The organism is Mycolicibacter sinensis, from assembly GCF_001667375.1.
GTDB classification, from domain to species: domain Bacteria; phylum Actinomycetota; class Actinomycetes; order Mycobacteriales; family Mycobacteriaceae; genus Mycobacterium; species Mycobacterium sinense_A.
In genome coordinates this window covers 120,357-145,964 of the sequence record NZ_LZIN01000075.1, presented here as the reverse complement: position 1 = coordinate 145,964, position 25,608 = coordinate 120,357, and the positions used below count along the sequence as shown (strand labels likewise).

The window sequence follows — 25,608 nt, the reverse complement described above, 5'->3', positions numbered from 1 at the left end:
AGGTCGTCTTTCGTCGATTCGGAGCTCACTGCTACGACTCGATGCCCACCGTGAAGTCATGCCCCCACAGGCTGACCGCGGTGCTCTCCCGGGCCACCCAGTCGTCGTCGTCGACTTCCAGCCCTTCGCAACCGAATTCGATCTGAAATCCGCTGGGCGACTTCATGTAGAACGACAGCATCTTGTCGTTGACGTGCCGGCCCAGGGTGGCGGCCATCGGCACCTTGCGGCGGTAGGCCCGGTCCAGGCAGAGCCCGACGTCGTCGGCCTCCCCCACCTCGACCATCAGGTGCACGATGCCGGTCGGGGTGGGCATCGGCAGGAACGCCAGGCTGTGGTGGCGCGGGTTGCAGCCGAAGAACCGCAGCCACGCCGGGTCGCCGTCGGCCGGGCGGCCCACCATCTGCGGGGGCAGCCGCATCGAGTCACGCAGCCGGAAGCCCAGCACGTCGCGGTAGAAGTGCAGCGCCTCGGCGTCGTCCTTGGTCGACAGCACCACATGGCCCAGGCCCTGTTCCTCGGTGACGAACCGGTGCCCGTAGGGGCTGACCACCCGACGGTGCTGCAGAGCCACACCATGGAAGGCCTCCAGCGTGTTCCCGGAGGGGTCGTCGAAGGTGATCATCTCGACGACGCTGCGCTCAGCCAGTTCGGCTGCGGTGCCCTCTTTGTAGGGCGTGCCCTCGGCCTCCAGGCGCTGCCGGATCTCCTGCAGCCCCGCGGCGTTGGCGCACTCCCAGCCGGACGACAGCAGCCGGTCGGTGTCGCCGGGCACGACCACCAGCCGGGCGGGGAAGTCGTCCATCCGCAGGTACAGCGCACCCTCGGTGGGGCCGTCGCCCTCGACCATGCCGAGAACCTTGAGGCCGAACTCTCGCCAGGCCGCCATGTCGGTGGCCTGAATCCGCAGATATCCCAACGAACGGATACTCATCGGTGGCTCCCTCCAGATCAGACCATTGTGTCGCCGGGCGGCAACCCGAACTCGTGGTTGCCGAAGATCAGGTATGCCCGCTCCGGGTCGTTGGCCGCGTGCACCCGACCGGCGTGTGCGTCACGCCAGAACCGCTGCACCGGAGCGTCGTTGGACAGCGCGGTGGCGCCGGCCGCCTCGAACAGCCGGTCGATGGAGGCGATGGCCCGGCCGGTGGCACGTACCTGGTCGCGCCGCGCGCGGGCGCGCAGGTCGAACGGGATCTCCTGGCCGGCCGCCAGCAGGGCGTACTCGTCGGCGACGTTGCCGATCAGCTGCCGCCAACCGGCGTCGATGTCACTGGCCGCCTCTGCGATCCGCACCTTGGCGAACGGGTCGTCCTTGGCCTTCTCGCCGGCGAACGCCGCCCGCACCCGCTTGCCCTGGTGGTCGACGTGGGCCTGGTAGGCGCCGTAGGCCATGCCCATGATGGGGGCCGAGATCGTGGTGGGGTGCATGGTGCCCCACGGCATCTTGTAGACCGGCGCGGTGTTGGTCTCATAACCGCCGGCGGTCTGGTCATTCATCGCCTTGTAGGACAAGAAGCGGTGCCGCGGCACGAAGACGTCCTTGACCACGACGGTGTTGCTGCCGGTGCCGCGCAGGCCGACCACGTGCCAGACGTCGTCGATGGTGTACTCGCTGCGCGGGATCAGGAAGCTGCCGAAGTCCACCGGCTTGCCGTCCTTGATGACCGGGCCACCCAGGAACGCCCAGGTGGCGTGGTCACAGCCCGACGACCAGTTCCAGGCGCCGTTGACGATGTAACCGTCGGCGTTCTCGGTGACCACGCCGGCGCCCATCGGGGCGTAGGAGGACGACACCCGCACGTTGGTGTCCTCGCCCCACACCTCTTCCTGGGCCTGCTGGTCGAACAGCGCCAGGTGCCAGTTGTGCACGCCGATGATCGAGGCCACCCAGCCCGTGGAGCCACACGCGCTGGCGATGCGGCGAACCGCCTCGTAGAACACCGCGGGGTCGCACTGCAGGCCGCCCCACTGCTCGGGCTGCAACAGCGTGAAGAAGCCGATCTCCTCGAGCGCCTTGATGCTGGCGTCGGGAATCTTGCGCAGGTCCTCGGTTTCCTGGGCGCGTTCGCGCAACTGCGGAAGCAGGTCGTCGATGGCGGTGAGCACCGACTGCGCGTCACGCTGCTGAATGGACGTCACTAGATTGCCTCCCAGAAGTGAGCAGGTTAGCGGCCCGTTTTTTCAACCAGCCTAGAGTGAGATTAGAACACGTTCCGATTTGTGTCGAGCGGGGTGTTCCTGCGGCTGGTAGCGATCCCGGACTGATTTTCTGTAACCTGTTCTAGTTATGACCGACGATGAAGGGCGGGCCGTGGCGGAGACCATTCCGGACGAACCACTGGGTAGTCACGTCCTGGAATTGCAGATCACCGAAGTCGTCGCCGAGACCGACGACGCGTGTTCGCTGGTGTTCGGGGTGCCCGACGGGCCCGACGATCCGGAGATCCCCGCGGCCCGGCTGAAGTACTCGCCCGGGCAGTTCCTGACGCTGCGGATTCCCAGCGAGCGCACCGGCTCGGTGGCCCGGTGCTACTCGCTGTGCAGTTCCCCGTTCACCGACGACTCGCTGACCGTGACCGTCAAGCGGACCGCGGACGGCTACGCGTCGAACTGGCTGTGCGACCACGCCAAGCCCGGGATGCGGGTGCACGTGCTGGCGCCGTCGGGCACCTTCGTGCCCAAGTCGCTGGACACCGACTTCCTGCTGCTGGCCGCCGGCAGCGGCATCACCCCGATGATGGCGATCTGCAAATCGGCGCTGTCGCAGGGCAGCGGCAAGGTGACGTTGATCTACGCCAACCGCGACGAACGGTCGGTGATCTTCGGCGCCGCGCTGCGCGAGCTGGCCGTCAAGTACCCCGATCGGCTGACCGTCGTGCACTGGCTGGAGTCGCTGCAGGGCTTGCCCAGTGCCGCCGCACTGGCCCAGCTGGCCGGCCCCTACACCGACCGCCAAGCCTTCATCTGCGGCCCGGGCCCGTTCATGCAGGCGTCGCGGGACGCCCTGGAGGCGTTGAAAGTCCCCGCCGAGCAGGTTCATCTCGAGGTGTTCAAGTCGCTGGACAGTGACCCGTTCGCCGCGGTCACCATTGCCGACGCGCCCGAAGGGGACGAGGAGGCCGCCCCGCCGGCCACCGTCACCGTCGAGCTGGACGGCGAGACCCATGAGGTGGCATGGCCGCGCCATGTCAAGCTGCTGGACCTGCTGCTCGACAAGGGCCTCGACGCCCCGTTCTCCTGCCGGGAGGGTCACTGCGGCGCCTGCGCCTGCGTCCTGAAGAACGGCAAGGTCAGCATGGAGGTCAACGATGTGCTCGAGCCCCAAGACCTCGCCGAGGGGCTGATCCTGGCCTGCCAGGCCCATCCCGAGACGGATTCGGTGGAAGTAACCTACGACGAGTGATCTCGGGTCTAGGTTGGTGCGACATGAAGCGGTTGCTGATAGTGCCGGCGGCGTTGACGCTGCTGGCCGCGCTGGTCCCGCCCGCGATCTCCTCGGCGGCAAGTGACACCAAGACCAGTCTGATGCCGGTCAACGAGTTCGATCAGCTGCAGACCCACAGTTGGGTCGACTGCGCCGCCCCGCCGCTGTGTCGGTTCACCGTCGGGGTGCGGCTGCAGACTCCGGAGGGCCTGACCGGCTTCCCGCCCGACCTGTGGGCCCGTCAAAGCACCGAGATCCGCTCCTCGAAGCGGACGGCATATCTTGACGTGCACACCGACGGCGGCGAGGGCTGGTTCAAGGACCGCGGCGGCCCGGGAACCAAGGTGTTCAAGGACGGCACCGGTGCGGTGATCCAATCAATGTATTACGGCGAAGGCCCGCCGGAGAAATACCAGACCAACGGCAGCATCGACGTTTTGGAGTACTCCACCGGCCGGCCCAAGACCGACGCCAACGTGATCGTGTGCACCCACATCCAGGTGGTCTACAGCGGGGTCAACCTGCACACGCCGGCCACCTGCGCCCAGACGGTGTTCTAGCCGGGTTTACGCGGGTTCGTCCGGGGCTACCCGCCGAACGTGTACGCAGTGCGAGATTTTCGCGAAAATTCGCACTGGTTGCACGCTCGCCGAGAAACCAACGACGGGAGAAGCGAGATGTCGGCCGGCGATGACTTCAAGGTAGGGGACGCCGTTTACTTCAACTACCGGTCGGCAAGAGACCTCGAAGGCCGCGTCGTGGGTGTGGCGAAGAAGGGGAAGACTTCGGCGACCACCACCTACGAGGTGATGCCGTTCAAGAAGCACATCCACCCGGGTGAGAAGGTCCCGATTCACCGCACCGGAGCCCATCTACGGCACCGCAGCACCTGAGGTCGGTCGGGCCCTCACGCCGTCTGCAGCACCGCGACCGAGTGGCCCGGCAGCCGGGTGGTGTCGCTCTCGAACGTTGGTACTCCCCAGGCCAGTAGCAGCTCCCCGCGCACCGGCACAACTACCGCATCCTCGTTCAGGTTGCCGACGACCACGATTCGGCCGCGGCGCATGGCGACCCAACGCTGATCCTCGTCATAGTCGACCTCCAAGTGGCTCAGCCAGGGATCGGCCAGCTCGGCGTGCGTGCGCAGCCTGATCAGTGCTTTGTAGAAGTCGAGCAGGTGCGCATGGCCTTGCCCGCCGACCTCGTCCCAGTCCAGCTTGGAGCGCTGGAAGGTTTCCGGGTCCTGCGGGTCCGGGATCTCCTCGGCTTCCCAGCCGTGCTCGGCGAACTCGGCTTTGCGGCCTTCGGCGGTGGCGCGGGCCACCTGCGGGTCCTCATGCGAGGTGAAGAACTGGAACGGAGTCAGGGCGCCCCATTCTTCGCCCATGAAAAGCATTGCGGTGTACGGGGAAAGGAGTGCGAGTGCGGCTTTGACCGCGAGCTGTCCGGCGGCCAGGTTCTGCGACGGTCGGTCACCGAGTGCCCGGTTGCCGATCTGATCATGGGTGCAGGTGTAGGCCAGCAGCCGGGTAGCCGGAATCCGCGAGACGGGCAGCGGCCGACCGTGCCGCCGGCGGCGAAACGACGAATATGTGCCGGCGTGGAAAAAGCCGTGCCGCAACGTGGTTGCCAGCGTGGCGAGGCTGCCGAAGTCGGCGTAGTAGCCTTGGCGCTCCCCGGAGACCGCGGTGTGGATGGCGTGATGGATGTCGTCGTCCCATTGCGCGGTGATCCCGTAGCCGCCGTCTTCGCGACGGGAGATGGTCCGGGGGTCGTTGCGGTCGCTTTCGGCGATCAGCGCCAGCGGACGGCCCAATTGCGCAGCAAGCGATTCGGTTTCAGCGGCCAGCTCTTCGAGGATATGGATCGCGGTGGTGTCCACCAGCGCGTGCACCGCATCCAGTCGCAGCCCGTCGGCGTGGAAGACCCGCATCCAGCGCAGCGCGCAGTCGATGATGTAGCGGCGTACTTCGTCGGAGTCGCCGCCGTCGATGTTGATGGCGTCGCCCCACGGGTTGCGTGCCGCCGACAGGTACGGCCCGAAACGGGGCAGGTAATTGCCGGACGGACCGAGGTGGTTGAAAACGGCGTCGATCAGCACACCCAGGCCGCGACCGTGACAGGCGTCGACGAAGCGCGCCAAGCCATCCGGGCCGCCGTAGGGCTCATGCACCGCGTACCACAGCACACCGTCGTATCCCCAGCCGTGCGTTCCGGAGAAGGCATTGACCGGCATCAGTTCGACGAAGTCGACGCCGAGATCGACCAGGTGATCCAGTTTCTCGATGGCCGAATCGAAGGTGCCCGCCGGGGTGAATGTGCCGATATGCAGCTCGTAGATCACCGCACCTTCGACGCTTCGTCCGGCCCAGTGGTCGTCGGCCCAAGTCGGGCCGGCCTCATCCCACAACGCCGAGCGGGCGTGCACACCGTCGGGTTGGCGCGCGGACCGCGGATCCGGCAGGACCTGCGGGTCGTCGTCGATCAGATACCCGTAGCGGGCGTCAGGCGGCGCCTGCACACTCGTCTGCCACCAGCCGCCCTCGGCCTTGGTCATCGGGTGGGTCACCCCGTCGATATCGAGGGCGACGACGGCGGGGTTGGGCGCCCAGACCGCGAAGTCAGCCATCGACCCGCTCCAACAGCGCGACCGGGAGCTCGGAGAACACTTCGCCGGCCGGGGCCGGCCCGCGGTGCCGGGAGCCGGAGAGGGCGTCGGCCCACGTGCCGGGTGGCAGCGCAATGTCGGTGTCGCGCCATCGGTCCTCGCCCAGGCGCACCGTCCAACGGCTGACCGCCACCACTACGTCCACGCCCCGGCGAAACGCAACGATGTGTTCGGCGGCCGGGCCCGACGCCAGCACGGGGTAATAGCCGCCGTACAGGAAGGTGTCGGGACGCGCTCGCCGCGTTCGCAGCGCCGCGGCGACCACCCGCATTTTCGGGTGGTGCAACGCCTTGAGCGCCTCGCGGCGCACGGTGTAGTCGACTTCGCGCCGGTTGTCCGGGTCGACCAGGCTGTCGTCGTAGAGTTCGGTGCCCTGGTACACATCCGGAACGCCGGGAACGGTCAACGCCAACAGCTTCTGGCCCAGGATGTCGGTGTCGATGTGCGGACCAAGTTCGGCGACGAGCTCGGTCAGCTGCTGCGCGATGGGCCCGTCCAGCACATCGTCGAGCCAGCGGTGCAGCGCGTCCTCGAACTCGGTGTCGGGGTCGTGCCATGAGGTGAGCCGGGCCGCCTCGCGAGCGGCCTTTTCGGCGTAGGCATGCAGTCGCTCGCGCAGCGTGGTGCTCACCTGGCCGTCGACCGGCCATACCCCGAAAATGTTCTGCCACAGGAAGAGCCCGGTCGCCAGGTCCGGCGAGGGGACACCGGCCTCCCAACGGGCGACGAATTCGGCCCACAGCGACGGCACCTGCGACAGCACGCCGATGCGGGCCCGCACGTCCTCGCCGCGTTTGGTGTCGTGGGTGGACAGGGTGGTCATCGTATGCGGCCAGCGCCGCGCCCGGGTAGCGGCCCGATCATGAAACTCGGCCGCCCCCACCCCGAAACACTGTGGGTCGCCGCCGACTTCGTTGAGCGAGACCAATCGCGCGTCGCGGTAGAACAGGCAGTCTTCGATCGCCTTGGCCGTCACTGCCCCGCACAATTGTTGCAACCGGACCGCGCATTCCCCGCCGCCGGCGATCGCGGCCGCGACCAGTTGAAGCGCTTCGCCGAGTTCCGGCCGCTGCGACTGTGTTTCGGCCAGCGCCACCGACAGTCTCACCGCCAGGCCCGGGTAGTCACTGCGGTAAACACCGACCTGACCGAGCAGCGCCACGAGGGCATCAGCCAGCAGCAGATGGTCGACGCCGATGGTGCTCACCACGCAACGGCGCAACCGCGCCAGCTCGCTACCCAGTGTCGCCGACGCCGCGAACTCCTTCTGTTCGGCCACCAACGTCGGCATCGCGCGGTAATCGACGCCGGCGGTTTCGAACAGCTCGGTCAAGGCCGGCTCACCGTTGGGGTCGATGAACAGCCCGCCGATCTCCCGCAGTACGTCGTAGCCGGTGGAGCCGGCTACCGGCAGGGTCGGTTCCAGCGATTCGTCCATGGCCAGAATCTTTTCCACCACGATCCAGGCGTCCGGTCCCACCAGCGCGCGCAGCCATTGCAGGTAGCCCCCCGGATCCGAAAGGCCGTCCGGGTGATCGACCCGCACGCCGTCGACGAGTCCGGCGTCGAACCAGCGGGACAGCTCGGCGTGCCAGGCATCGAACACCGTCCGTTCCTCTTGGCGCAGGCCCGCCAGCGACGTGATCGAAAAGAAGCGCCGGTATCCGCAGGTGCCGTTGCGCCACCCGACCAGTCGATAGTGCTGGCGGTCGTGGACCTGCGCCCCGCTGCCGGCGCCGGTTCCGTCGGCGATCGGAAAAACCAGATCGCCCAATCGCAGCACCTCGCCGTCGACGGCCAGGTCGGCGACGTCGGCGTCGGACCCCAGTACCGGCAGGATAATTCGACCGTCACCGAGCTCCCAGTCGATGTCGAAAAACGCAGCATACGGCGAGGATCGGCCGTGCCTCAGCACGTCCCACCACCACGGGTTCTGCTCCGGTTTTGCCACGCCGACGTGATTGGGCACGATGTCGACGATCAGACCTATTCCGCGAGCCTGCGCTGCCGCCGAGAGCCGGGCCAGACCCTGCGGCCCGCCCAATTCGGCAGACACCGTGGTCGGATCCACGACGTCGTAACCGTGCGCCGATCCGCCCACCGGGGTCATGATCGGTGAGAGATACAGGTGCGATACACCGAGTTCGTCGAAGTAGTCCAGGAGCTGCTCGGCTTCGGCGAAGGTGAACGCGAAACCGCTTTCACCGCCATGCAGCTGCAAGCGGTAGGTGGACAGCACCGGGCGCGCCATCGCCTCAGCGCACTTTCCGCATGACCAGCAGCGAACGCCCCGCAACGGGCATCTCGTTCCCGGCCTGCACCTCGCGAGGGGCTTCCGGCTCCGTCGGCTCCGCGGTGTCCAGCTCGACGGTCCACTCTTGGCCGTAATCAGCACCGGGAACGGCGAATTCGACCGCATCTTCGTGCGCGTTGAAGCACAGCAGGAACGAGTCATCCACCACCCGCTCGCCACGGGCGTCCGGCTCGCGGATCCCGTCACCGTTGAGGAAGACCATGATGCATTTGTCGAAGCCGCTGTCCCAATCGTCTTGGCTCATCGCCTGACCGGCGGGGGTGAACCAGGCGATGTCACCGATCTCGTCACCGTGGCGCACCGGACGGCCTTCGAAGAACCGGCGACGGCGAAACACCGGGTGGTCTTTGCGAAGCTGCGTCACCCGGCGGGTGAAGGCCAGCAGGTCGGCACTCTTCTCGGCCAGCGACCAATCCATCCAGGCGAGTTCGTTGTCCTGGCAGTAGACGTTGTTGTTGCCGTGCTGCGTGCGGCCCATTTCGTCACCGTGCGCGATCATCGGTGTGCCTTGGGACAGCATCAGGGTGGCCATGATGTTGCGCATCTGCCGAGCCCGTAGTGCCAGAACGGCCGGGTCGTCGGTGGGGCCTTCGACGCCGCAGTTCCACGACCGGTTGTGGCTCTCGCCGTCGGTGTTGTCGTCGTGGTTGGCCTCGTTGTGTTTTTCGTTGTAGGACACCAGATCGTGCAGGGTGAACCCGTCGTGGGCGACGACGAAGTTGATGCTGGCGCCGGGCCGGCGTCCGGTGGCTTCGTAGAGGTCCGACGAACCGGTGAGCCGGGAGGCGAACTCCCCCAGTGTCTCCGGTTCGCCGCGCCAGTAATCACGCACGGTATCCCGGTACTTTCCGTTCCATTCGGTCCACAGGCCGGGAAAGTTGCCGACCTGGTATCCGCCTTCACCGACGTCCCACGGCTCGGCGATCAGCTTGACCTGGCTGACCACCGGGTCCTGCTGGATCAGGTCGAAGAACGCCGAAAGGCGGTCGACGTCATAGAACTCGCGAGCCAAGGTCGATGCCAGGTCGAAGCGGAACCCGTCGACGTGCATCTCGGTCACCCAGTACCGCAGTGAATCCATGATCAGCTGCAGCGCATGCGGGTGACGCGCGTTGAGGCTGTTTCCCGTTCCGGTGTAATCCATATACATGCTGCGGTCGTCGTCGACGAGCCGGTAGTAGGCGGCGTTGTCGATTCCGCGGAAGTTGATGGTGGGGCCCATGTGGTTGCCTTCGGCGGTGTGGTTGTAGACCACATCGAGGATCACCTCGATGCCGGCCTCGTGGAAGGTGCGCACCATCGTCTTGAATTCCGCGACCGCCGCGCCGGGCTGCCGGTTCGCCGCGTACTGGCTGTGCGGGGCGAAGAACCCGAAGGTGTTGTAGCCCCAGTAGTTTCGCAGACCCAGCTGCAGCAGACGGTCGTCGTGCATGAACTGGTGCACCGGCATCAGCTCGATCGCCGTGACGTTGAGTGCCTGCAGGTGGTCGACGACGGCCGGGTGCGCCAATCCCGCGTAGGTACCGCGCAACTCCTCCGGAATGCCCGGATGGGTTTGCGTCATGCCCTTCACATGGGTCTCGTAGATGATCGTTTCGTGGTAGGGGGTGTTGGGCGGCCGATCGGACGCCCAATCGAAGTAGGGGTTGATCACCACGCTGGTCATGGTGTGCCCCAGCGAGTCGACCCTCGGCAGGGTCTCGGCCTGCGGCGCCTCGCCACCGGCGGCCATGTCGTAGGAGAACAGCGGCTGACCGAAGTCGAAGTCGCCGGCGAACGCCCGGCCGTAGGGGTCGAGCAGCAGCTTGCTGGAGTCGCAGCGGTGCCCGGCCGGCGGGTCGAAAGGCCCGTGCACCCGGAAGCCGTAATGCTGTCCCGGCGCCACCGTCGGCAGGTAGGCGTGCCAGACGTAGCCATCCACCTCGTCGAGTGGGATGCAGGTCTGCTCACCGTGCTCGTCGATCAGGCACAGATCGACCCGCTCGGCGATCTCGGAGAACAGGGCGAAGTTGGTTCCCCCGCCGTCGTAGGCGGCTCCCAGCGGGGCGCTGCTGCCCGGCCAGGTGGTCTGCAACACCGGCGGGTTCTCCTGCGAATCTCCGACAGCAGCGGCCTCGTTCGCCGGATTTCGGGTAGCGCCCATATTCACCCAATCTCGTCAAGACTTTCGGTACTTCAACGCCGCGACGCGCCCAGCCCGGTGTGGCTACCCGCCTGTCGAGCGGTCAAACTATGCCCAGCTACGACAGTACGGTCAGATGTACCCGCCCGGCGGCCGCTGTTGAAAGTCCCCCGACCCGGGTATAAGCGTTGTCGTGGTCTCTGATGACCTGCGTCGTCTGGCAGCGGCCCACGGCGTAGCCACCGCCTATCGCAACGAGCGGCGCGAGCTGGTGCAGGTTGATGCCGACGTCGTCACCCGGGTGCTTCGGCTGCTCGACGTCGAGGCCGGCAGCGAAACCGACTGCCGTCATGAGTTGGCCCGACTGGACGAACGCGACCGTGCGGGGCTGTCGCCACCCACGGTGGCAGTGCGGGTGACCGGGCGTCCGCAGCCGTTGTCCGGCGCCGTTGCGCTAATCGACGAAGACGGCGTCCGCAGCGTGGTGCGCAACGAACTGCCCGCCGATCTGGCGCCGGGCTGGTATGACGTTGCGCTGCGCACCGGCCAGCAGGTCACGCTGGTGGCAGCTCCGGCCCAGGTGCCGCAGGCCCCGGCAACGTGGGGATGGATGCTGCAGTTGTACGCACTGCGGTCCGCCCGCTCGTGGGGCATCGGCGATCTGTCCGACCTGCGGGATTGGGTCACGTGGACCGCCGCCGAACACGGCGCTGGAGCGGTGCTGCTCAACCCGCTGCACGCGCCGGGGCCGACGCATCCGGTGCAGCCGTCGCCATATACGCCGTCGAGCCGGCGATTCGCCAACCCGCTGGCACTGTGCATCGGTGACCTCGACGGCTATCGGCGCGCCGACCCGGCCACCCGGGCCGAGATCGATGCGCTGCGGGTCGCTGCGGACACCGCGCGCATCGACTACGACCTGGTTTGGTCGGCTAAACGCGCAGCCCTGGAGTTGATCTGGCGTGCCGCGGGCCGCCCATCCGGGCTGGACGAGGGGCCAGACAGCGGTGCGTTGCGGGACTGGGCGACCTACTGTGCGCTGGCCGAACGCCATGGCGCTCGGTGGACGACATGGCCGGCGCCGCTGCACGACGCGGCCGGGAGCGCCGTTGCCGCGGCGCGAACCGAGCTCGCTCCGCGGGTAGCGTTTCATGCCTGGGTTCAGCAACGCTGCGCCGAACAGCTGCGCACCGTGCAGCAGGCCGCACACGACGCGGGCATGGCGGTGGGGGTGCTGCACGACCTGGCCGTCGGCGTCGACGGCGAGGGCGCCGACGCTTGGGCGCTGGCCGACGTGCTGGCCGTTGAGGCCAGTGTCGGCGCGCCCCCCGATACGTTCAGCCCTCGTGGACAGGACTGGTCTCTACCGCCCTGGCGGCCGGACCGCTTGGCGGACACCGGCTACAAGGCGGTACGCGACATGCTGCGGGCCGTCCTGGCCCACGCGGACGGTGTGCGCATCGATCACGTCGCCGGCTTGTGGCGGCTGTGGTGGATCCCGCCAGGCGAGGGCCCTGATCGCGGCACCTACGTCTACTACGACGCCGATGTCATGCTCGCGGTGCTGGCGCTGGAGGCGCATCGCGCCCACGCCGTGGTCATCGGCGAGGACCTGGGCACCGTCGAACCGGAGGTCACCCGCGCCCTGGCCGACAACGAGATGCTGGGCTGCGCGGTGTCCTGGTTCACCCGGGACGAAGCGGCGCCCAGCCAGCCCCTGCTCCCGCCGCCGGCGTGGCCTTCGCGAGCGGCTGCCAGCATTTCCACCCACGATCTGCCCACGGCAGCTGGATTCTTCCGCGGCGAACACGTACGGGCACGCGCCAAGCTGGGTCTGCTCGACGACGTGGCCGCCGCACAAGGCGCCGCCGAGCAGGAGCGAGCCGAATGGCTGGCCCTGCTGCGTTCAGAAGGTTTTCTCGAGCAGGACGACAGGGCCGTGGAAGAGCCGCAGATCATCGACGCCCTGCACCGCTTCTTGGCGGCCACGCCAAGCCGGCTGAAACTGGTCTCCCCATACGACGTGCTGGCCGAACCCCGTCAGCCCAACCTGCCGGGCACCGTCGACGAATATCCGAACTGGCGGCTGCCGCTGCGCGAGCCTCTTGAGCAGCTGCGCACCGACCCGAGAATCGCCCGCACCGCGGCGATGTTCTCGGCCGGCGAAGGCCGCAATGACGCATCCGGCAAGTAATCGTGTCCCGAATCGGGTACATGTCGAAACATGACCGCCGACGTTGACGACGAGTTTGGTCAAGACCTCCCAGACCCCACAGCCGGTAGCCACGTCGAAGACGGCGTAGTCGAACATCCCACCGCCGACGACTTCGGCGATGCCGTGGCCCCGCCGGCCGATCCCGTCTGGTTCAAGCGTGCGGTGTTCTACGAGGTGCTGGTCCGGGCGTTCTACGACTCCAACGGGGACGGCGTCGGTGACCTGCGCGGCCTGACCGAGCGCCTGGACTACCTGCAGTGGCTCGGAGTCGATTGCCTGTGGCTGCCACCGTTCTACGATTCGCCGCTGCGCGACGGCGGCTATGACATCCGGGACTTCTACAAGGTATTGCCCGAGTTCGGCACGGTCGATGATTTCGTCGAACTGATCGACGCCGCCCACCGGCGCGGCATCCGGATCATCACCGATCTGGTGATGAACCACACCTCGGACAGCCATCCGTGGTTTCAGCAGTCGCGTCACGACCCCGACGGTCCCTACGGCGACTACTACGTGTGGAGCGACACCAGCGAGCGCTACGCCGACGCCCGGATCATCTTCGTCGACACCGAGGAGTCCAACTGGACGTTCGACGCGGTGCGCAAGCAGTTCTATTGGCATCGGTTCTTCTCCCACCAGCCCGATTTGAACTATGACAATCCGGCGGTCCAGGACGCGATGCTCGACGTGCTTCGGTTCTGGTTGAACCTCGGCATCGACGGTTTTCGGCTGGATGCGGTGCCCTACCTGTTCGAGCGAGAAGGAACCAACTGCGAAAACCTGCCTGAGACACACGATTTCCTCAAACGCTGCCGCAAGGTGGTCGACGACGAGTTCCCGGGCAGGGTGCTGCTGGCCGAGGCCAACCAATGGCCGAGCGACGTGGTCGAGTATTTCGGTGATCCCGCGACCGGCGGCGACGAGTGCCACATGGCATTCCATTTCCCCTTGATGCCACGCATTTTCATGGCGGTACGCCGCGAGTCGCGCTTCCCCATCTCGGAGATCATGGCGCAGACGCCGCCGATCCCCCACCTGGCGCAGTGGGGCATCTTTTTGCGCAACCACGACGAGCTGACCCTGGAGATGGTCACCGACGACGAGCGCGATTACATGTACGCCGAGTACGCGAAAGATCCGCGTATGAAGGCGAATGTGGGGATCCGGCGCCGGCTGGCCCCGCTGCTGGACAAGGACCGCAACCAGATCGAGTTGTTCACCGCACTGTTGCTGTCGTTACCCGGTTCGCCCATCCTCTACTACGGTGACGAGATCGGTATGGGCGACATCATCTGGCTGGGTGATCGCGACGCGGTGCGCACCCCGATGCAGTGGACACCCGACCGCAACGCCGGTTTCTCCACCGCGAACCCCGGCCGCCTCTACCTGCCTCCCATTCAAGACGCGGTCTACGGCCATCAGTCGGTCAACGTCGAATCACAACGCGACACATCGACGTCGTTGCTCAACTGGACCCGCACCATGCTCGCCGTTCGGCGCCGGTACGACGCATTCGCGCTCGGCGAGTTCCGCGAATTGGGCGGATCCAACCCCTCGGTGCTGGCGTACGTGCGGGAGCTCGCCGGCGATGACGGGGCTACAGTTCTGTGCGTCAACAACCTGTCGCGGTTTCCCCAGCCGATCGAGCTGAATCTGCAGCACTGGGACGGCCACACGCCGGTGGAACTGACCGGATCCGTGGAGTTTCCCCGGATCGGAAAACTCCCGTATCTACTCACCCTGCCCGGATACGGCTTCTACTGGTTTCAACTATGCGAGCCGTGCGAGCCGAAGGAGGACATGTCATGACTGGTGGCAGCGGCGAACCAGCGGACCTGCCGTGGGCGGAGTGGCTGGCGACCCGACGCTGGTACGCGGGGCGTAACCGAGAGCTGGCCGGCGCGGACCCCGTCCTGACGGTGACGCTGGAAGACGGACTGGATCTGGTGTTAATCGACGTCGCCTACACCGAAGGCGCCCCCGAGCGCTACCAGGTGATCGTCAGCTGGGATGTCGAGCTGCCTCCGGAGTACGCGCAGATCGCGATGATCGGAACCGATCGTGGGCGCACCGCCTATGACGCGCTGTATGACGCTGCGGCCACCCGGACCTTGTTGGCGCTGATCGATTCATCTGCTCAGCGTGGCGACGTCACGTTCACACCGGAGGCCGGGGTGGCGCTGCCGGCCGGGGCGGGCGCTCGGGTATCGGAAGCCGAGCAGAGCAACACCAGCGTGATCGTCGAGGAGGAGGCGGTCCTCAAGGTGTTCCGCCGGCTGAAGGAGGGCATCAATCCCGACATCGAGTTGAACGCTGCGCTCGGTCAGGCCGCCAACCCCCACGTGCCGCGGTTGCTGGGCTCTTACCAGATCGAGTTGCCCGGCGATTCCGAGCCCTGCGCGTTGGGCATGGTCAGCGAATACGCGGTGAACTCGGCCGAGGGGTGGGCGATGGCTACCGCCAGCGTGCGCGATCTGTTCGCCGAAGCCGATCTGTACGCCTACGAAGTAGGTGGCGACTTCGCCGGCGAGTCCTACCGGCTCGGTGAGGCGGTCGCGTCGGTGCACCGCACGCTTGCCGAGAGCTTGGGAACCTCGGAAGCGGACTTTCCGGCGCAGGCGCTGCTGTCACGGTTGTCGGCGACAGCGGCGACCGTGCCGGAGATCCGTCCGCACGTCGCTGCCATCCAACAGCGCTTCGGCGAGCTGACCGGAGAGAAGATCACGGTCCAACGAGTCCACGGCGACCTGCATCTGGGGCAGGTGCTGCGTACTCCGAACGGTTGGCTGCTGATCGATTTCGAAGGTGAACCGGGCGCACCGCTGTCGGAGCGCCGCCGGCCCGATTCGCCACTGCGGGATGTCGCAGGTGTGCTGCGGTCCTACGAGTACGCCGCGTACGGCAAGTTGGCCGACCTGTCCCGTGATGGACAGGACCGGCAACTGGCCACCCGCGCCCGGGAATGGCTGGACCGCTGTCAGAGCGCCTTCTGCGACGGCTATGCCGCAGAATCGGGCGCCGACCCGCGTGAGTCGGTGGCGCTATTGGCCGCCTACGAAATCGACAAGGCGGTCTATGAGGCCGGCTATGAAGCCCGGCACCGGCCGGCCTGGCTGCCGATTCCGCTGCGGGCGCTGACCCGGTTCACCGCGGCGTGATCGCGAGCGCGGCGGAGCCGGGCGAAGCGGGTCACGCCATCAGCCCGGCGTGATCAGCCCGGCGTGATCTCCCCTCCCGCTTCGGGCTCCAGCCACAGCGCCGACAGCGGGGGGAGCACCAGCACCGCGGAGGCCGGCCGACCGTGGCGGGGCTCGTCGACGGCGTCCACCCCACCGAGGTTGCCGGCACCGCCGCCGCAGTAGTCGACGGCATCGGTGTTGAGTAGCTCGCGCCACCGGCCGACGAATGGCAGGCCGAGGTGGTAGCCGGTGTGCGCCACCCCGGAGAAGTTGAACACCGCGGCCACCACCGAGTCGTCCGCCCCGTAACGCAGGAAGCTCAGCACGTTGTTGGCGGAGTCGTTAGCATCGATCCAGGAATAGCCGGCCGGGCTGATGTCTTGGCTCCACAGTGCGGGGCGTTCGCGGTAGATGGCGTTGAGATCGCGTGTCAGGCGGAGGATTCCGGCCGAGAATCCGGCTGCCTCCCGTTCTGGGTCGAGTTGGAACCAGTCCAATCCGCGCTCCTCGGACCATTCGGCGCGCTGGCCGAACTCCTGGCCCATGAACAGCAGCTGCTTGCCGGGGTGGGCCCACTGGTAGGCCAGCAGACTGCGGACCCCGGCGGCCTTGGCGTGATCGTCGCCGGGCATGCGGCTCCACAGCGTGCCCTTGCCGTGTACCACTTCGTCGTGGCTGATGGGCAGCACGAAGTTCTCGCTGTAGGCGTAGAGCATCGAAAAGGTCATCTCGTGGTGATGGAAGGAGCGGTGCACCGGGTCGTGGCCGAGATAGGCGAGCGTGTCGTGCATCCAGCCCATGTTCCATTTCATCGAAAAACCCAGCCCGCCAAGGGCGGTCGGTCTTGACACCCCCGGCCACGAGGTTGATTCCTCGGCAATGGTCGCGATGCCGGGCGCCGACTTGTGCGCCGTCGCGTTCATCTCCTGCAGGAACTGCACCGCTTCCAGATTCTCCCGGCCGCCGTAGACGTTGGGCGTCCAGCCGCCCTCTGGCCGCGAGTAGTCCAGATAGAGCATCGACGCCACCGCATCGACGCGTAGCCCGTCGATGTGGAACTCGCTCAGCCAATACAGCGCGTTGGCGACCAGGAAGTTGCGGACCTCCGGGCGGCCGAAGTCGAACACGTAGGTGCCCCAGTCGAGTTGCTCACCCCGATGCGGATCGGCATGCTCGTACAGCGGGGTGCCGTCGAACCGGCCCAGCGCCCAGGCGTCTTTCGGGAAGTGCGCCGGTACCCAGTCCACGATGACGCCGATACCGGCGCGATGCAGCGCGTCGACCAGCGCGCGGAATTCGTCCGGCGTGCCGAACCGGGCAGTCGGGGCGTAGTAGGAGGTGACCTGGTAGCCCCATGATCCGCCGAACGGATGCTCAGCGACCGGAAGCAGTTCGATATGGGTAAAGCCCTGTTGCACAACGTAATCCGTAAGCTCAGTGGCGAGCTGTCGATAGCTCAGGCCGGGACGCCAGGACCCGAGGTGTACTTCGTAGACGCTCATCGCTTCGAATGCCGGATTTCCGGTGGCGCGCCGGCTCATCCACTCGTCGTCGCTCCAGGTATAACGGCTGGTCGTGACCCGGGAGGCGGTCTGCGGGGGCGTTTCGGCGGCGAACGCCATCGGGTCGGCCCGCTCGGTGACGACGTCGTCGGCGCCGTGAACCCGGAACTTGTATAGGCCGCCGACCGGGAAGCCGGGCCAGAACAGTTCCCACACACCGGAAGAGCCCAACACTCGCATCGGCGCACCGATACCGTCCCAGCCGGTGACGTCACTGATCAGAGCGACTCCCTTGGCGTTAGGTGCCCACACCGCGAACGACACCCCGGTGACCGTTCCGTCCGGCGTGGTGAACGTGCGGGGATGGGCGCCGAGCACCTCCCACAGCCGTTCGTGCCGGCCTTCGGCGAACAGGTGCAGGTCGATCTCACCCAGCGTCGGCAGGAAACGATAGCCGTCGGCGACGATCTGGGGCTCCGCTGCGTCCGGGTAGTCGAACTGCAGCCGATAGTCGATCAGGTCGGCGAACGGCAATGTCGCGGCGAACAGCCCGTTGCCCAGGTGTTGCATCGGCACCCGGTCGCCGCCCACCAGCACCGCGGCAGCGGCCGCGCCCGGCCGCAGCGTCCGGATCACGGTGCGTTCGCCGTCGTCGTGGGCGCCGAGGATCGCGTGCGGATCATGGTGCGCGCCGGACACCAAGCGGTCGACGTCCTCGGGCGCCACCGCCAGTCCCGGCCTGGGCGTGGGTTTGCTGCGGGTCATCGGGTTCTCACCTCCGATGTAACCGTGCCCGCGCGTCGGTGTTGATCACGGGCATATTGACGATATGGGCGACCGCTCGGCTCGGCTCGAGTCGGACGTAATTGTCCTGCCCCCACTGGTATTCCTCCCCGCTGATCTCGTCGCGTACCCAGAACCGTTCGTAAGGCTCCATCCCCAGCGCCGCCATGTCCAGCGACAACGTCGCCTCCTCAACCGAAAACGCGTTCAACGTCACCACCACCAGCACCGTGTCTCCGCTGACCGGGTCGAACTTGCTGTAGGCCAGCAGCGCGTCGTTGTCGACGTGATGAAAATGCAGGGTGCGCAGTTGCGCCAGAGCGGGGTGGCGCCGGCGAATGGCGTTGAGGCGTGCGATGAACGGCTCCAACGACCTGCCCTCTCGCACCGCGGTGGCGAAGTCGCGCGGACGCAGTTCGTACTTCTCCGAGTGCAGGTATTCTTCGCTGCCTTCGTGCAGTGCCTGGTGCTCGAACAACTCGTAGCCGGAATACATTCCCCATGAGGGGCCCATCGTGGCGGCCAGCACCGCCCGGATCGCGAACATGCCGGGGCCGTGATGCTGCAGGCTGGCATGCAGGATGTCCGGCGTGTTGACGAACAGATTCGGGCGGCGGAAGTCGGCGATCTCGGCGATCTCTTCGCCGAACTCCACCAGCTCGGACTTCGAGGTGCGCCAGGTGAAGTAGGTGTAGGACTGGGTGAAGCCGAGCTTGGCCAGGCCGAACTGGCGTACCGGCGGAGTGAACGCCTCGGACAAGAACAACACATCGGGATCGGCGGATTTGATCTGCGCGATCAGCCAGGCCCAGAAGCCCGGCGGTTTGGTGTGCGGGTTATCGACCCGAAACACCTTGACGCCGTGGTCGATCCAGTGCTGCACCACGCGAAGTACCTCGGCAGACAACCCGGCGGGATCGTTGTCGAAGTTCAACGGATAGATGTCCTGGTATTTCTTCGGCGGGTTCTCCGCGTAGGCGATCGTGCCGTCCGGTAGCTCGGTGAACCACTGCCGGTGCTCACGTGCCCAGGGGTGATCGGGCGCGCACTGCAACGCCAGATCCAGGGCGACCTCCAAACCGAGCTCGCCGGCGCGGGCGACGAAACGGTCGAAATCCTCCAGCGTCCCCAGGTCGGGATGCACCGCGTCGTGGCCGCCCTCGTCGCTGCCGATCGCCCACGGCGACCCGACGTCACCCGGTTCGGCCACAGCGCTGTTGTTCCGGCCCTTGCGGTGCACCTTCCCGATCGGGTGGATCGGCGGCAGATACACCACGTCGAATCCCATCTCGGCGATGCGCGGTAGCTCCGACGACGCGGTGGCCAGCGTGCCGTGCACCGGCTCGCCCGCGGAATCCCATCCGCCGGTGGACCGCGGAAACATCTCGTACCAGGCGCTGAACCGGGCCAGCGGCCGATCCACCCACACTTGATACTGCTGTCCCCGAGTGCAGTGGTCCCGCAGTGGGTAGCAGCTGAGCAGTTCGGACACCTGATCCGACAACGCCGGCGCCGTCCGGGTCACCGGGTCTCCCGGCTCGCGCAATGCGGCAGCAGCGGCCCGCAGGGGCTCCCGCTGCCTGCGCGGCACCCCGGCGGCGGCACGGTCGAACAGCTCGGCGCCGATCAGCAGATCGTTGGACAGCTCGGCCTCGCCCTGACCCACGTCCAGTTTCGCGACCACCGCATCACGCCAGGTGCCGATGGAATCGGTCCAGCCGTCGACCCGGAACGCCCACAACCCGACCTGGTCCGGGACGAACTGGCCATGAAAGACGTACGGCTGCGCACCGGCGCTCATCGGCAGCAGCAACGGCTTGCCCCGAGAAGACGCGGCAACGCCCTTCTGCTCGTCGGCCTGCGTGCCCGGCGGTTCAGCGAGCCTCGACGAAGGAGAGGCGAGACTGGGACCGCCGCTTGAACCCGGCGGTTCAGCGAGCCTCGACGAAGGAGAGGCGAGACTGGGACCGCCGGATGAGCCGGTCGGTCGCGGGTAACCGGGCCCGAGGTAGCGCACCACCAGTGTCGCCGCGACCACCTCGTGTCCCTCGCGCCAGACGCTGGCGGCGACCGGCACTACCTCTCCGACCACCGCCTTGGCGGGCTGCCTGCCACAGGACACACTCGGCGTAACGCCATCGACCTCGATTCGGCCCGGCACCCACTACTCCGTTCGTCGGCTGCGATTCCGACAGTGGGTACCCGCGCCGAGCGGAAGCTACCCGCGCGGCAGCCCCAGCAGCCGCTCAGCGGCCAGAGTCAGCAGGATCTGCTCGGTGCCACCGGCTATAGACAGGCAGCGGGTGTTGAGGAAGTCATGCACCTCACGTCCGGCCACGGCGCCGGCCCCTTCGGTCAGATCCATCCGGTACTCGGCCAGGTCTTGGCGATAGCGCACCCCGATCAGCTTGCGCACCGAGGACTCCGAGCCGGGGTCCTGGCCGCCGACGGCGAGCTGGGCAATGCGTTGATCCAGCAGTGCGCCCGCCTGTGCGGCGATGATCAGCCGGGCCAACCGGTCGGCGGTGGCAGTGTCGGGTTCCCGATCGGCCAGGGTTTTCAGCAGTTCTTCCATCGGGTTGCCCAACGCGGTGCCACCGGCGATCGCGACCCGCTCGTTGGCCAGCGTGGTGCGGGCCAGTCGCCAGCCATCGTTGACGCCGCCGACCACCAGCTCGTCCGCGACGAAGACGTCGTCGAGGAACACCTCGTTGAACAGGGCCTCGCCGGTGATCTCCCGCAGCGGCCGGATGTCGATGCCCTCGGCGGCCATGTCGACCAGGAAGTAGGTGATGCCTTTATGTTTGGGCGCGTCGGCATCCGTTCTGGCCAGACAGACACCCCACTGCGAATCGTGCGCCCGTGAGGTCCACACCTTCTGCCCGGTCAGCCGCCAGCCGCCGTCGACCTTGACCGCCTTGGTGCGCAGCGCCGCCAGGTCCGAACCGGCGCCGGGCTCGGAGAACAGCTGGCACCAGAACACCTCGCCGGTCAGGGTGGGCGGGATGAAACGCTCGATCTGCTCAGGCGTGCCGTGCTCGAGAATGGTCGGCGCCGCCCACCAGCCCACCACCAGGTCCGGGCGTGCGACACCCGCCGCGGCGAGTTCCTGGTCGATCACCAGCTGCTCGGCGGGACCGGCCGCCCGCCCGTACGGCGCCGGCCAGTGCGGTGCCAGCAGGCCCGAGGAGGCCAACGCGGCCTGGCGCTGCTCGTCGGGCAGCGCGGCGATCCGGGCCGCCTCGGCGGCGATCTCGGGCCGGACGTCGGCGGTCTCACCGAGGTCGACCTCCAGCCGGCGCCGCACCCCGGCCCGGGTCAGCGCGGCGGTGCGGCGCAGCCAGCGCTCCGATCCGCCCAGCGCCTGACCGATGCCGTAGGCCCGGCGCAGGTACAGGTGCGCGTCGTGCTCCCAGGTGATACCGATGCCGCCGAGCACCTGGATGCAATCCTTGGCGTTGGCCTTGGCGGCGTCGATGCAGATGGCGGCGGCTACCGCGGCCGCGATCGCGAACTGCTGCTCATCGGGGTCGGATGCGGCGCGAGCCACATCGGCGGCCGCCACCGCAGCCTGGTCGGCCCGGCACAGCATCTCCGCGCACAGGTGTTTGACGGCTTGGAAGCTGCCGATCGGCTTGCCGAACTGCTCGCGAACCTTCGCGTACTCGACGGCGGTGTCCAGGGCCCAGCGGGCGACGCCGGCGGCCTCGGCGGAGAGCACCGTGACCACCAGGCTCTGCACCCGGCTACCGGCCTCGAGCACGACCGCGGGCGCGGCGGTCAACGTCACCTTCGCCAGCGGCCGGGAGAAATCGGTGGCGGCGAGCGGCTCGACGGTCACCCCGTCCGCGCGGGCGTCCACCAGAATCCAGTCCTCACCGGCCGGCAGCACCAGCAGCCCGTCGGCGGTCGCGCCCAGCACCCGCTCGGCGGTGCCGGACACCTGCGACGTCGCGGCGTCGAGCTGCAGATCGGCGTCGATCGCGACCCCGGCGACACGTTCACCGTTCGCGAGGGCCTCGGTCAGCTGCGGCTCGGTGACCACCAAAGTGGCCAGCGCCGTGGTCGCGACCGGACCGGGAACCAGTGCCTTGGCGGCCTCGTCGACCATCGCGCACAGGTCTTCGAGCCGCCCGCCGGCGCCGCCGCACTCCTCGGATACGGCCACCCCGAACAGGCCCAGGTCGACCAGGCGGGCGAAAACCGGCCGCCAGGCATCGGTTTGGCCCAGTTCGACCGCACGGATCGCCTCGGCGGTGCCTACTGCGGCGGCCCAGTCGCGGACCAGCTCACGAGCGGCGAGCTGTTCGTCGTTGATGGTCACGGACACGCTGGGCTCCTCCGGGTGGTCTCGGTGTTGAACTTCGGCGAGTGCGGAAGTCCACCTCGCTCACTAGAACGTGTTCTAATAGTGCCAGCGTCCGAGCGTCAAGTCGAACCGTTGTGGCAGGACACATCGCGTCCCGTCGGGGTTGGGAGCGCGAGATTCAGCTACGTGATGCGTATCGTTACTGGCGAGTAGGCCGACTGAAGGAGCTGCCCCCCACATGTCGTCACCAGCCGACAGCAATCCGGCTCGCGGATCGCGGACCCAGCCGCGCGAGGTCACCAGCGTGGCTGTGCTGACCGAGTCCGACCTCGGCTCCGAGGCGCAGCGGGAACGCCGCAAGCGCATCCTGGATGCGACGCTGGCGATCGCCTCCAAAGGCGGCTACGACGCGGTGCAGATGCGTGCGGTGGCCGACCGGGCCGACGTGGCCGTGGGCACCTTGTACCGGTATTTCCCGTCGAAGGTACACCTGCTGGTCTCGGCGATGGGCCGCGAGATCGCCCGCGTCGAGACCAAGACCGATCCGGCCACCTACGCCGAAATGACCCGGCACCAGCGACTCAACCTGGTGGTCAACAAGCTCAACCGCGCCATGCAGCGCAACCCGCTGCTGACCGAGGCCATGACCCGGGCCTACGTCTTCGCCGACGCTTCGGCGGCCGGTGAGGTCGACCACGTCCAGAAGCTGATCGACTCGATGTTCGCCGGGGCGATGAGCGACGGCGAGCCGACCGAGGAGCAGTACCACATCTCCCGGGTGATCTCGGATGTGTGGTTGTCCAACCTGCTCGCCTGGCTGACCCGGCGAGCGTCGGCCACCGACTTCAGCACGCGGCTGGACCTGGCGGTCCGGCTGCTGATCGGCGACGACGACCGCCCCAAGGTCTGACCCGACTCCCCCGATGCGCCTCAAGCCCGGCCGCCCCGACCTCGGCGGGTATGCGCACCGGTTCACCGTCCCGGCCGCGGCGCCGGACGCGCCGTTGTCGGTGACGTGGCTCGGCGTGACCAGCATGCTGATCGACGACGGGTCGTCGGCGCTGATGACCGACGGCTACTTCTCGCGCCCAAGTCTGACGCGGGTGGCGCTGCGCAAGGTTGCGCCGTCGGCCGCTCGCATCGACGGCTGCCTGGCCCGGGCCGGCGCGCGCGAGCTGGCCGCGGTGATCCCGCTGCACACCCATATTGATCACGCGCTGGACTGCGCGGCGGTAGCCGAACGCACCGGCGCGGCACTGGCGGGCGGTGAATCGGCGGCCAATATCGGCCGCGGCCAAGGGCTTTCGGGCGACCACTTGATCGTCGCCGTACCCGGGACACCCATCACGCTGGGCGCCTACGACGTCACTCTTCTCGAATCGCGGCACTGCCCGCCGGACCGCTTCCCCGGTGTCATCACCACCGCGGTGGTTCCGCCGGTCAAGGCATCGGCCTACAGGTGTGGCGAGGCATGGTCGGCGCTGGTGACCCACCGGCCCTCGGGGCGGGGGCTGCTGATCGTCGGCAGCGCCGGGTTCGTCCCGGGTGCGCTGGACGGGCATCGCGCCGACGTCGCCTATCTGGGTGTGGGCCAGCTGGGTGTGCAACCGCGGCAATACCTGACCGACTACTGGTCGGAGACGGTGCGCGCCATCGGCGCGAAGACCGTCGTGTTGACCCATTGGGACGATTTCTTCCGCCCGTTGTCGAAACCATTGCGCGCCTTGCCGTATGCCGTCGACGACCTGAATGTGACGATGCGGATCTTCAGCGAGCTCGCCGACACCGACGGAGTGGGCCTGCACTTGCCGACGGTGTGGCGGCGCGAAGACCCGTGGACCTGAAGCCGGCTCTTGCGCTGGTAATGCTCGCCGTGGTGCTGGGCTTCGCGGTCGCCCGGCCGCGGGGCTGGCCGGAGGTGTTCGCGGCGGTTCCGGCCGCTGCCGTCCTGGTCGCCACTGGAGCTATCTCGGTGCACGACGCTGCCGCCGAGGCCGCCACCCTGCTGCGTGTCGTCGCGTTCCTGGGTGCGGTGCTGGTGCTGGCGCAGCTCTGCGACGACGAAGGCCTGTTCGAGGCCGCCGGCGCGGCGATGGCTCGGGCCGATGTCGGGCCGCCGCAGCATCTGCTGCGCCGGGTCTTCGTCATCGCGGCCTGCCTGACCGCGGTATTGAGCCTGGATGCGACGGTGGTGCTGCTGACCCCGGTGGTGCTGATGATGGCCCGCCGCCGTCGGGCACCGCTGCGCCCGCACGCCTACGCGACCGCGCATCTGGCCAACACTGCATCACTGCTGCTGCCGGTGTCCAACCTGACCAACCTGCTGGCGCTCCAGGCGGCCGGCCTGTCCTTCGCGAGGTTCACCGCGCTGATGGCGGCGCCGTGGCTGGCCGCGACGGCAGTGGTCTACCTGATCTTTCGGTGGTTCTTCCGCGTCGACCTGCGCGCGACCCCGGAGCACCTGCAGGCCGGCCCTCCTCCGCCGGTGCCGGTGTTCGCGCTGGCGGTGGTGGCCCTCACGCTGGCCGGCTTCGTGCTCGCAGAGACGTTCGGTGTCGCTCCGGCATGGGCGGCGGTCGCTGGCGCCACCGTGCTGGCCGTACGCGGTCTGGCGCTGCGGCGCAGCACTCCGGCCGGCATCCTGCGGGCCGCCAACGTCGGTTTTCTGGTGTTCGTGCTGGCACTGGGGGTGGTGGTGCGCGCGGTCGTCGACAACGGGCTGGGCGACCGGATGAGCGCGGTGCTGCCGACGGGTACGGGGCTGACGGCGCTGCTGGGTATCGCGGCGGTGGCCGCGGTGCTGGCCAACGTGGTCAACAATCTGCCGGCGACGCTGGTGCTGGCGCCGCTGGTGGCGCCGGCCGGCCCGGTGGCGGTGCTGGCTGTGCTGATCGGGGTCAACATCGGACCCAACCTGACCTACGCCGGCTCGCTGTCGAACCTGTTGTGGCGCCGGGTGCTGCGCCGCTATGGCGTTCCGGCCGGTGTCGGCGAGTACACCCGGCTGGGATTGTGCACAGTGCCGCCGACCCTGCTGGCGGCGGTACTGGCGCTGTGGGCCGGCGCCCGGCTGCTGGGCGTTTAGCGGG

Annotated in this window: 17 protein-coding genes; 9 read left to right on the top strand and 8 right to left on the bottom strand. The window is 67.7% G+C overall.

Translation table 11 applies throughout. The annotated features are described in order from the left end of the window. Positions 1-31 precede the first annotated feature (31 nt). Positions 32-934, bottom strand: a complete 903-nt coding sequence (hsaC, locus tag A5771_RS15605; RefSeq protein ID WP_064856097.1) for an iron-dependent extradiol dioxygenase HsaC — start codon at positions 932-934, stop codon at positions 32-34. A gap of 17 nt (positions 935-951) precedes the next feature. Then, positions 952-2,142: a 3-hydroxy-9,10-secoandrosta-1,3,5(10)-triene-9,17-dione monooxygenase oxygenase subunit gene (hsaA, locus tag A5771_RS15600; protein WP_064856096.1), complete on the bottom strand. Its 1,191-nt coding sequence runs from the start codon at positions 2,140-2,142 to the stop codon at positions 952-954. Between the two features lie 172 nt (positions 2,143-2,314). Between hsaA and A5771_RS15595 the strand changes: the two genes are divergently transcribed. From A5771_RS15595 to A5771_RS15585, 3 genes are all read left to right on the top strand, one after another. Beyond that, positions 2,315-3,406, top strand: coding sequence for a ferredoxin--NADP reductase (locus A5771_RS15595; RefSeq protein ID WP_109401171.1), 1,092 nt, complete (start codon positions 2,315-2,317; stop codon positions 3,404-3,406). Positions 3,407-3,429: 23 nt separating this feature from the next. Continuing rightward, positions 3,430-3,987, top strand: a complete 558-nt coding sequence (locus A5771_RS15590; RefSeq protein WP_064856094.1) for a hypothetical protein — start codon at positions 3,430-3,432, stop codon at positions 3,985-3,987. Positions 3,988-4,104: 117 nt separating this feature from the next. Continuing rightward, positions 4,105-4,320 (top strand): hypothetical protein, encoded by a 216-nt coding sequence (locus A5771_RS15585; protein WP_064856093.1) that lies wholly within the window; start codon positions 4,105-4,107, stop codon positions 4,318-4,320. 14 nt (positions 4,321-4,334) lie between these two features. Here A5771_RS15585 and treZ read toward each other — a convergent pair whose 3' ends face one another. From treZ to glgX, 3 genes are read right to left on the bottom strand one after another with little or no spacing between them, the layout of a single operon-like run. Further along, positions 4,335-6,056, bottom strand: a complete 1,722-nt coding sequence (gene treZ / locus A5771_RS15580) for a malto-oligosyltrehalose trehalohydrolase (protein WP_064856092.1) — start codon at positions 6,054-6,056, stop codon at positions 4,335-4,337. Beyond that, the gene (treY, locus tag A5771_RS15575) at positions 6,049-8,346 is read right to left on the bottom strand and encodes a malto-oligosyltrehalose synthase (protein ID WP_064856091.1); all 2,298 of its coding nucleotides are present in this window, start codon (positions 8,344-8,346) and stop codon (positions 6,049-6,051) included. The genes treZ and treY overlap by 8 nt, the downstream gene beginning before the upstream one ends. 4 nt (positions 8,347-8,350) lie before the next feature. Next, complete coding sequence (glgX, locus tag A5771_RS15570; RefSeq protein WP_064856090.1) at positions 8,351-10,552, bottom strand: glycogen debranching protein GlgX; 2,202 nt, start codon at positions 10,550-10,552, stop codon at positions 8,351-8,353. Between the two features lie 172 nt (positions 10,553-10,724). Here glgX and malQ point away from each other — a divergent pair, with 172 nt between their 5' ends. From malQ to A5771_RS15555, 3 genes are read left to right on the top strand one after another with little or no spacing between them, the layout of a single operon-like run. Beyond that, positions 10,725-12,725, top strand: coding sequence for a 4-alpha-glucanotransferase (gene malQ / locus A5771_RS15565; RefSeq protein WP_064856089.1), 2,001 nt, complete (start codon positions 10,725-10,727; stop codon positions 12,723-12,725). Positions 12,726-12,755: 30 nt separating this feature from the next. Then, a complete protein-coding gene (gene treS, locus A5771_RS15560; protein ID WP_064856088.1) occupies positions 12,756-14,555 on the top strand; it encodes a maltose alpha-D-glucosyltransferase in 1,800 nt (599 codons plus the stop codon). Beyond that, entirely contained in the window at positions 14,552-15,904 is a 1,353-nt protein-coding gene (locus tag A5771_RS15555; RefSeq protein ID WP_064856087.1) for a maltokinase N-terminal cap-like domain-containing protein, read from the top strand. Before treS ends, A5771_RS15555 begins: the two co-directional genes overlap by 4 nt. Positions 15,905-15,957: 53 nt before the next feature. On the opposite strand, the gene glgB is transcribed toward A5771_RS15555, so the two are convergent. From glgB to A5771_RS15540, 3 genes are read right to left on the bottom strand one after another with little or no spacing between them, the layout of a single operon-like run. Continuing rightward, positions 15,958-18,192: a 1,4-alpha-glucan branching protein GlgB gene (gene glgB, locus A5771_RS15550; protein WP_064856086.1), complete on the bottom strand. Its 2,235-nt coding sequence runs from the start codon at positions 18,190-18,192 to the stop codon at positions 15,958-15,960. Positions 18,193-18,199: 7 nt separating this feature from the next. After that, on the bottom strand, positions 18,200-20,371 hold the full coding sequence (locus tag A5771_RS15545) for an alpha-1,4-glucan--maltose-1-phosphate maltosyltransferase (RefSeq protein WP_064856085.1): 2,172 nt from the start codon (positions 20,369-20,371) through the stop codon (positions 18,200-18,202). A gap of 57 nt (positions 20,372-20,428) precedes the next feature. Then, positions 20,429-22,540 carry an acyl-CoA dehydrogenase gene (locus A5771_RS15540; RefSeq protein ID WP_064856084.1) on the bottom strand — a complete coding sequence of 704 codons (2,112 nt, stop codon included), beginning with the start codon at positions 22,538-22,540 and terminating at the stop codon, positions 20,429-20,431. A gap of 217 nt (positions 22,541-22,757) precedes the next feature. Between A5771_RS15540 and kstR the strand changes: the two genes are divergently transcribed. Genes kstR through A5771_RS15525 form a run of 3 tightly spaced genes read left to right on the top strand, consistent with a single transcriptional unit; the run spans position 22,758 to position 25,604 of the window. After that, the gene (kstR, locus tag A5771_RS15535) at positions 22,758-23,429 is read left to right on the top strand and encodes a cholesterol catabolism transcriptional regulator KstR (RefSeq protein ID WP_064856083.1); all 672 of its coding nucleotides are present in this window, start codon (positions 22,758-22,760) and stop codon (positions 23,427-23,429) included. 13 nt (positions 23,430-23,442) lie between these two features. Beyond that, on the top strand, positions 23,443-24,363 hold the full coding sequence (locus tag A5771_RS15530; RefSeq protein ID WP_064856082.1) for an MBL fold metallo-hydrolase: 921 nt from the start codon (positions 23,443-23,445) through the stop codon (positions 24,361-24,363). After that, positions 24,360-25,604: an SLC13 family permease gene (locus A5771_RS15525; protein ID WP_109401170.1), complete on the top strand. Its 1,245-nt coding sequence runs from the start codon at positions 24,360-24,362 to the stop codon at positions 25,602-25,604. The genes A5771_RS15530 and A5771_RS15525 overlap by 4 nt, the downstream gene beginning before the upstream one ends. The last annotated feature ends 4 nt before the right edge of the window (positions 25,605-25,608 follow it).

Excerpts from the sequence above, each read along its gene's own strand:
- A5771_RS15555 (WP_064856087.1), top strand. The coding sequence starts at position 14,552 with ATGACTGGTGGCAGCGGCGAACCAGCGGACCTGCCGTGGGCGGAGTGG.
- treY (WP_064856091.1), bottom strand. The coding sequence starts at position 8,346 with ATGGCGCGCCCGGTGCTGTCCACCTACCGCTTGCAGCTGCATGGCGGT.
- glgB (WP_064856086.1), bottom strand. The coding sequence starts at position 18,192 with ATGACCCGCAGCAAACCCACGCCCAGGCCGGGACTGGCGGTGGCGCCC.
- A5771_RS15530 (WP_064856082.1), top strand. The coding sequence starts at position 23,443 with ATGCGCCTCAAGCCCGGCCGCCCCGACCTCGGCGGGTATGCGCACCGG.
- hsaC (WP_064856097.1), bottom strand. The coding sequence starts at position 934 with ATGAGTATCCGTTCGTTGGGATATCTGCGGATTCAGGCCACCGACATG.
- treZ (WP_064856092.1), bottom strand. The coding sequence starts at position 6,056 with ATGGCTGACTTCGCGGTCTGGGCGCCCAACCCCGCCGTCGTCGCCCTC.
- A5771_RS15590 (WP_064856094.1), top strand. The coding sequence starts at position 3,430 with ATGAAGCGGTTGCTGATAGTGCCGGCGGCGTTGACGCTGCTGGCCGCG.
- treS (WP_064856088.1), top strand. The coding sequence starts at position 12,756 with ATGACCGCCGACGTTGACGACGAGTTTGGTCAAGACCTCCCAGACCCC.
- A5771_RS15585 (WP_064856093.1), top strand. The coding sequence starts at position 4,105 with ATGTCGGCCGGCGATGACTTCAAGGTAGGGGACGCCGTTTACTTCAAC.
- kstR (WP_064856083.1), top strand. The coding sequence starts at position 22,758 with ATGTCGTCACCAGCCGACAGCAATCCGGCTCGCGGATCGCGGACCCAG.
- glgX (WP_064856090.1), bottom strand. The coding sequence starts at position 10,552 with ATGGGCGCTACCCGAAATCCGGCGAACGAGGCCGCTGCTGTCGGAGAT.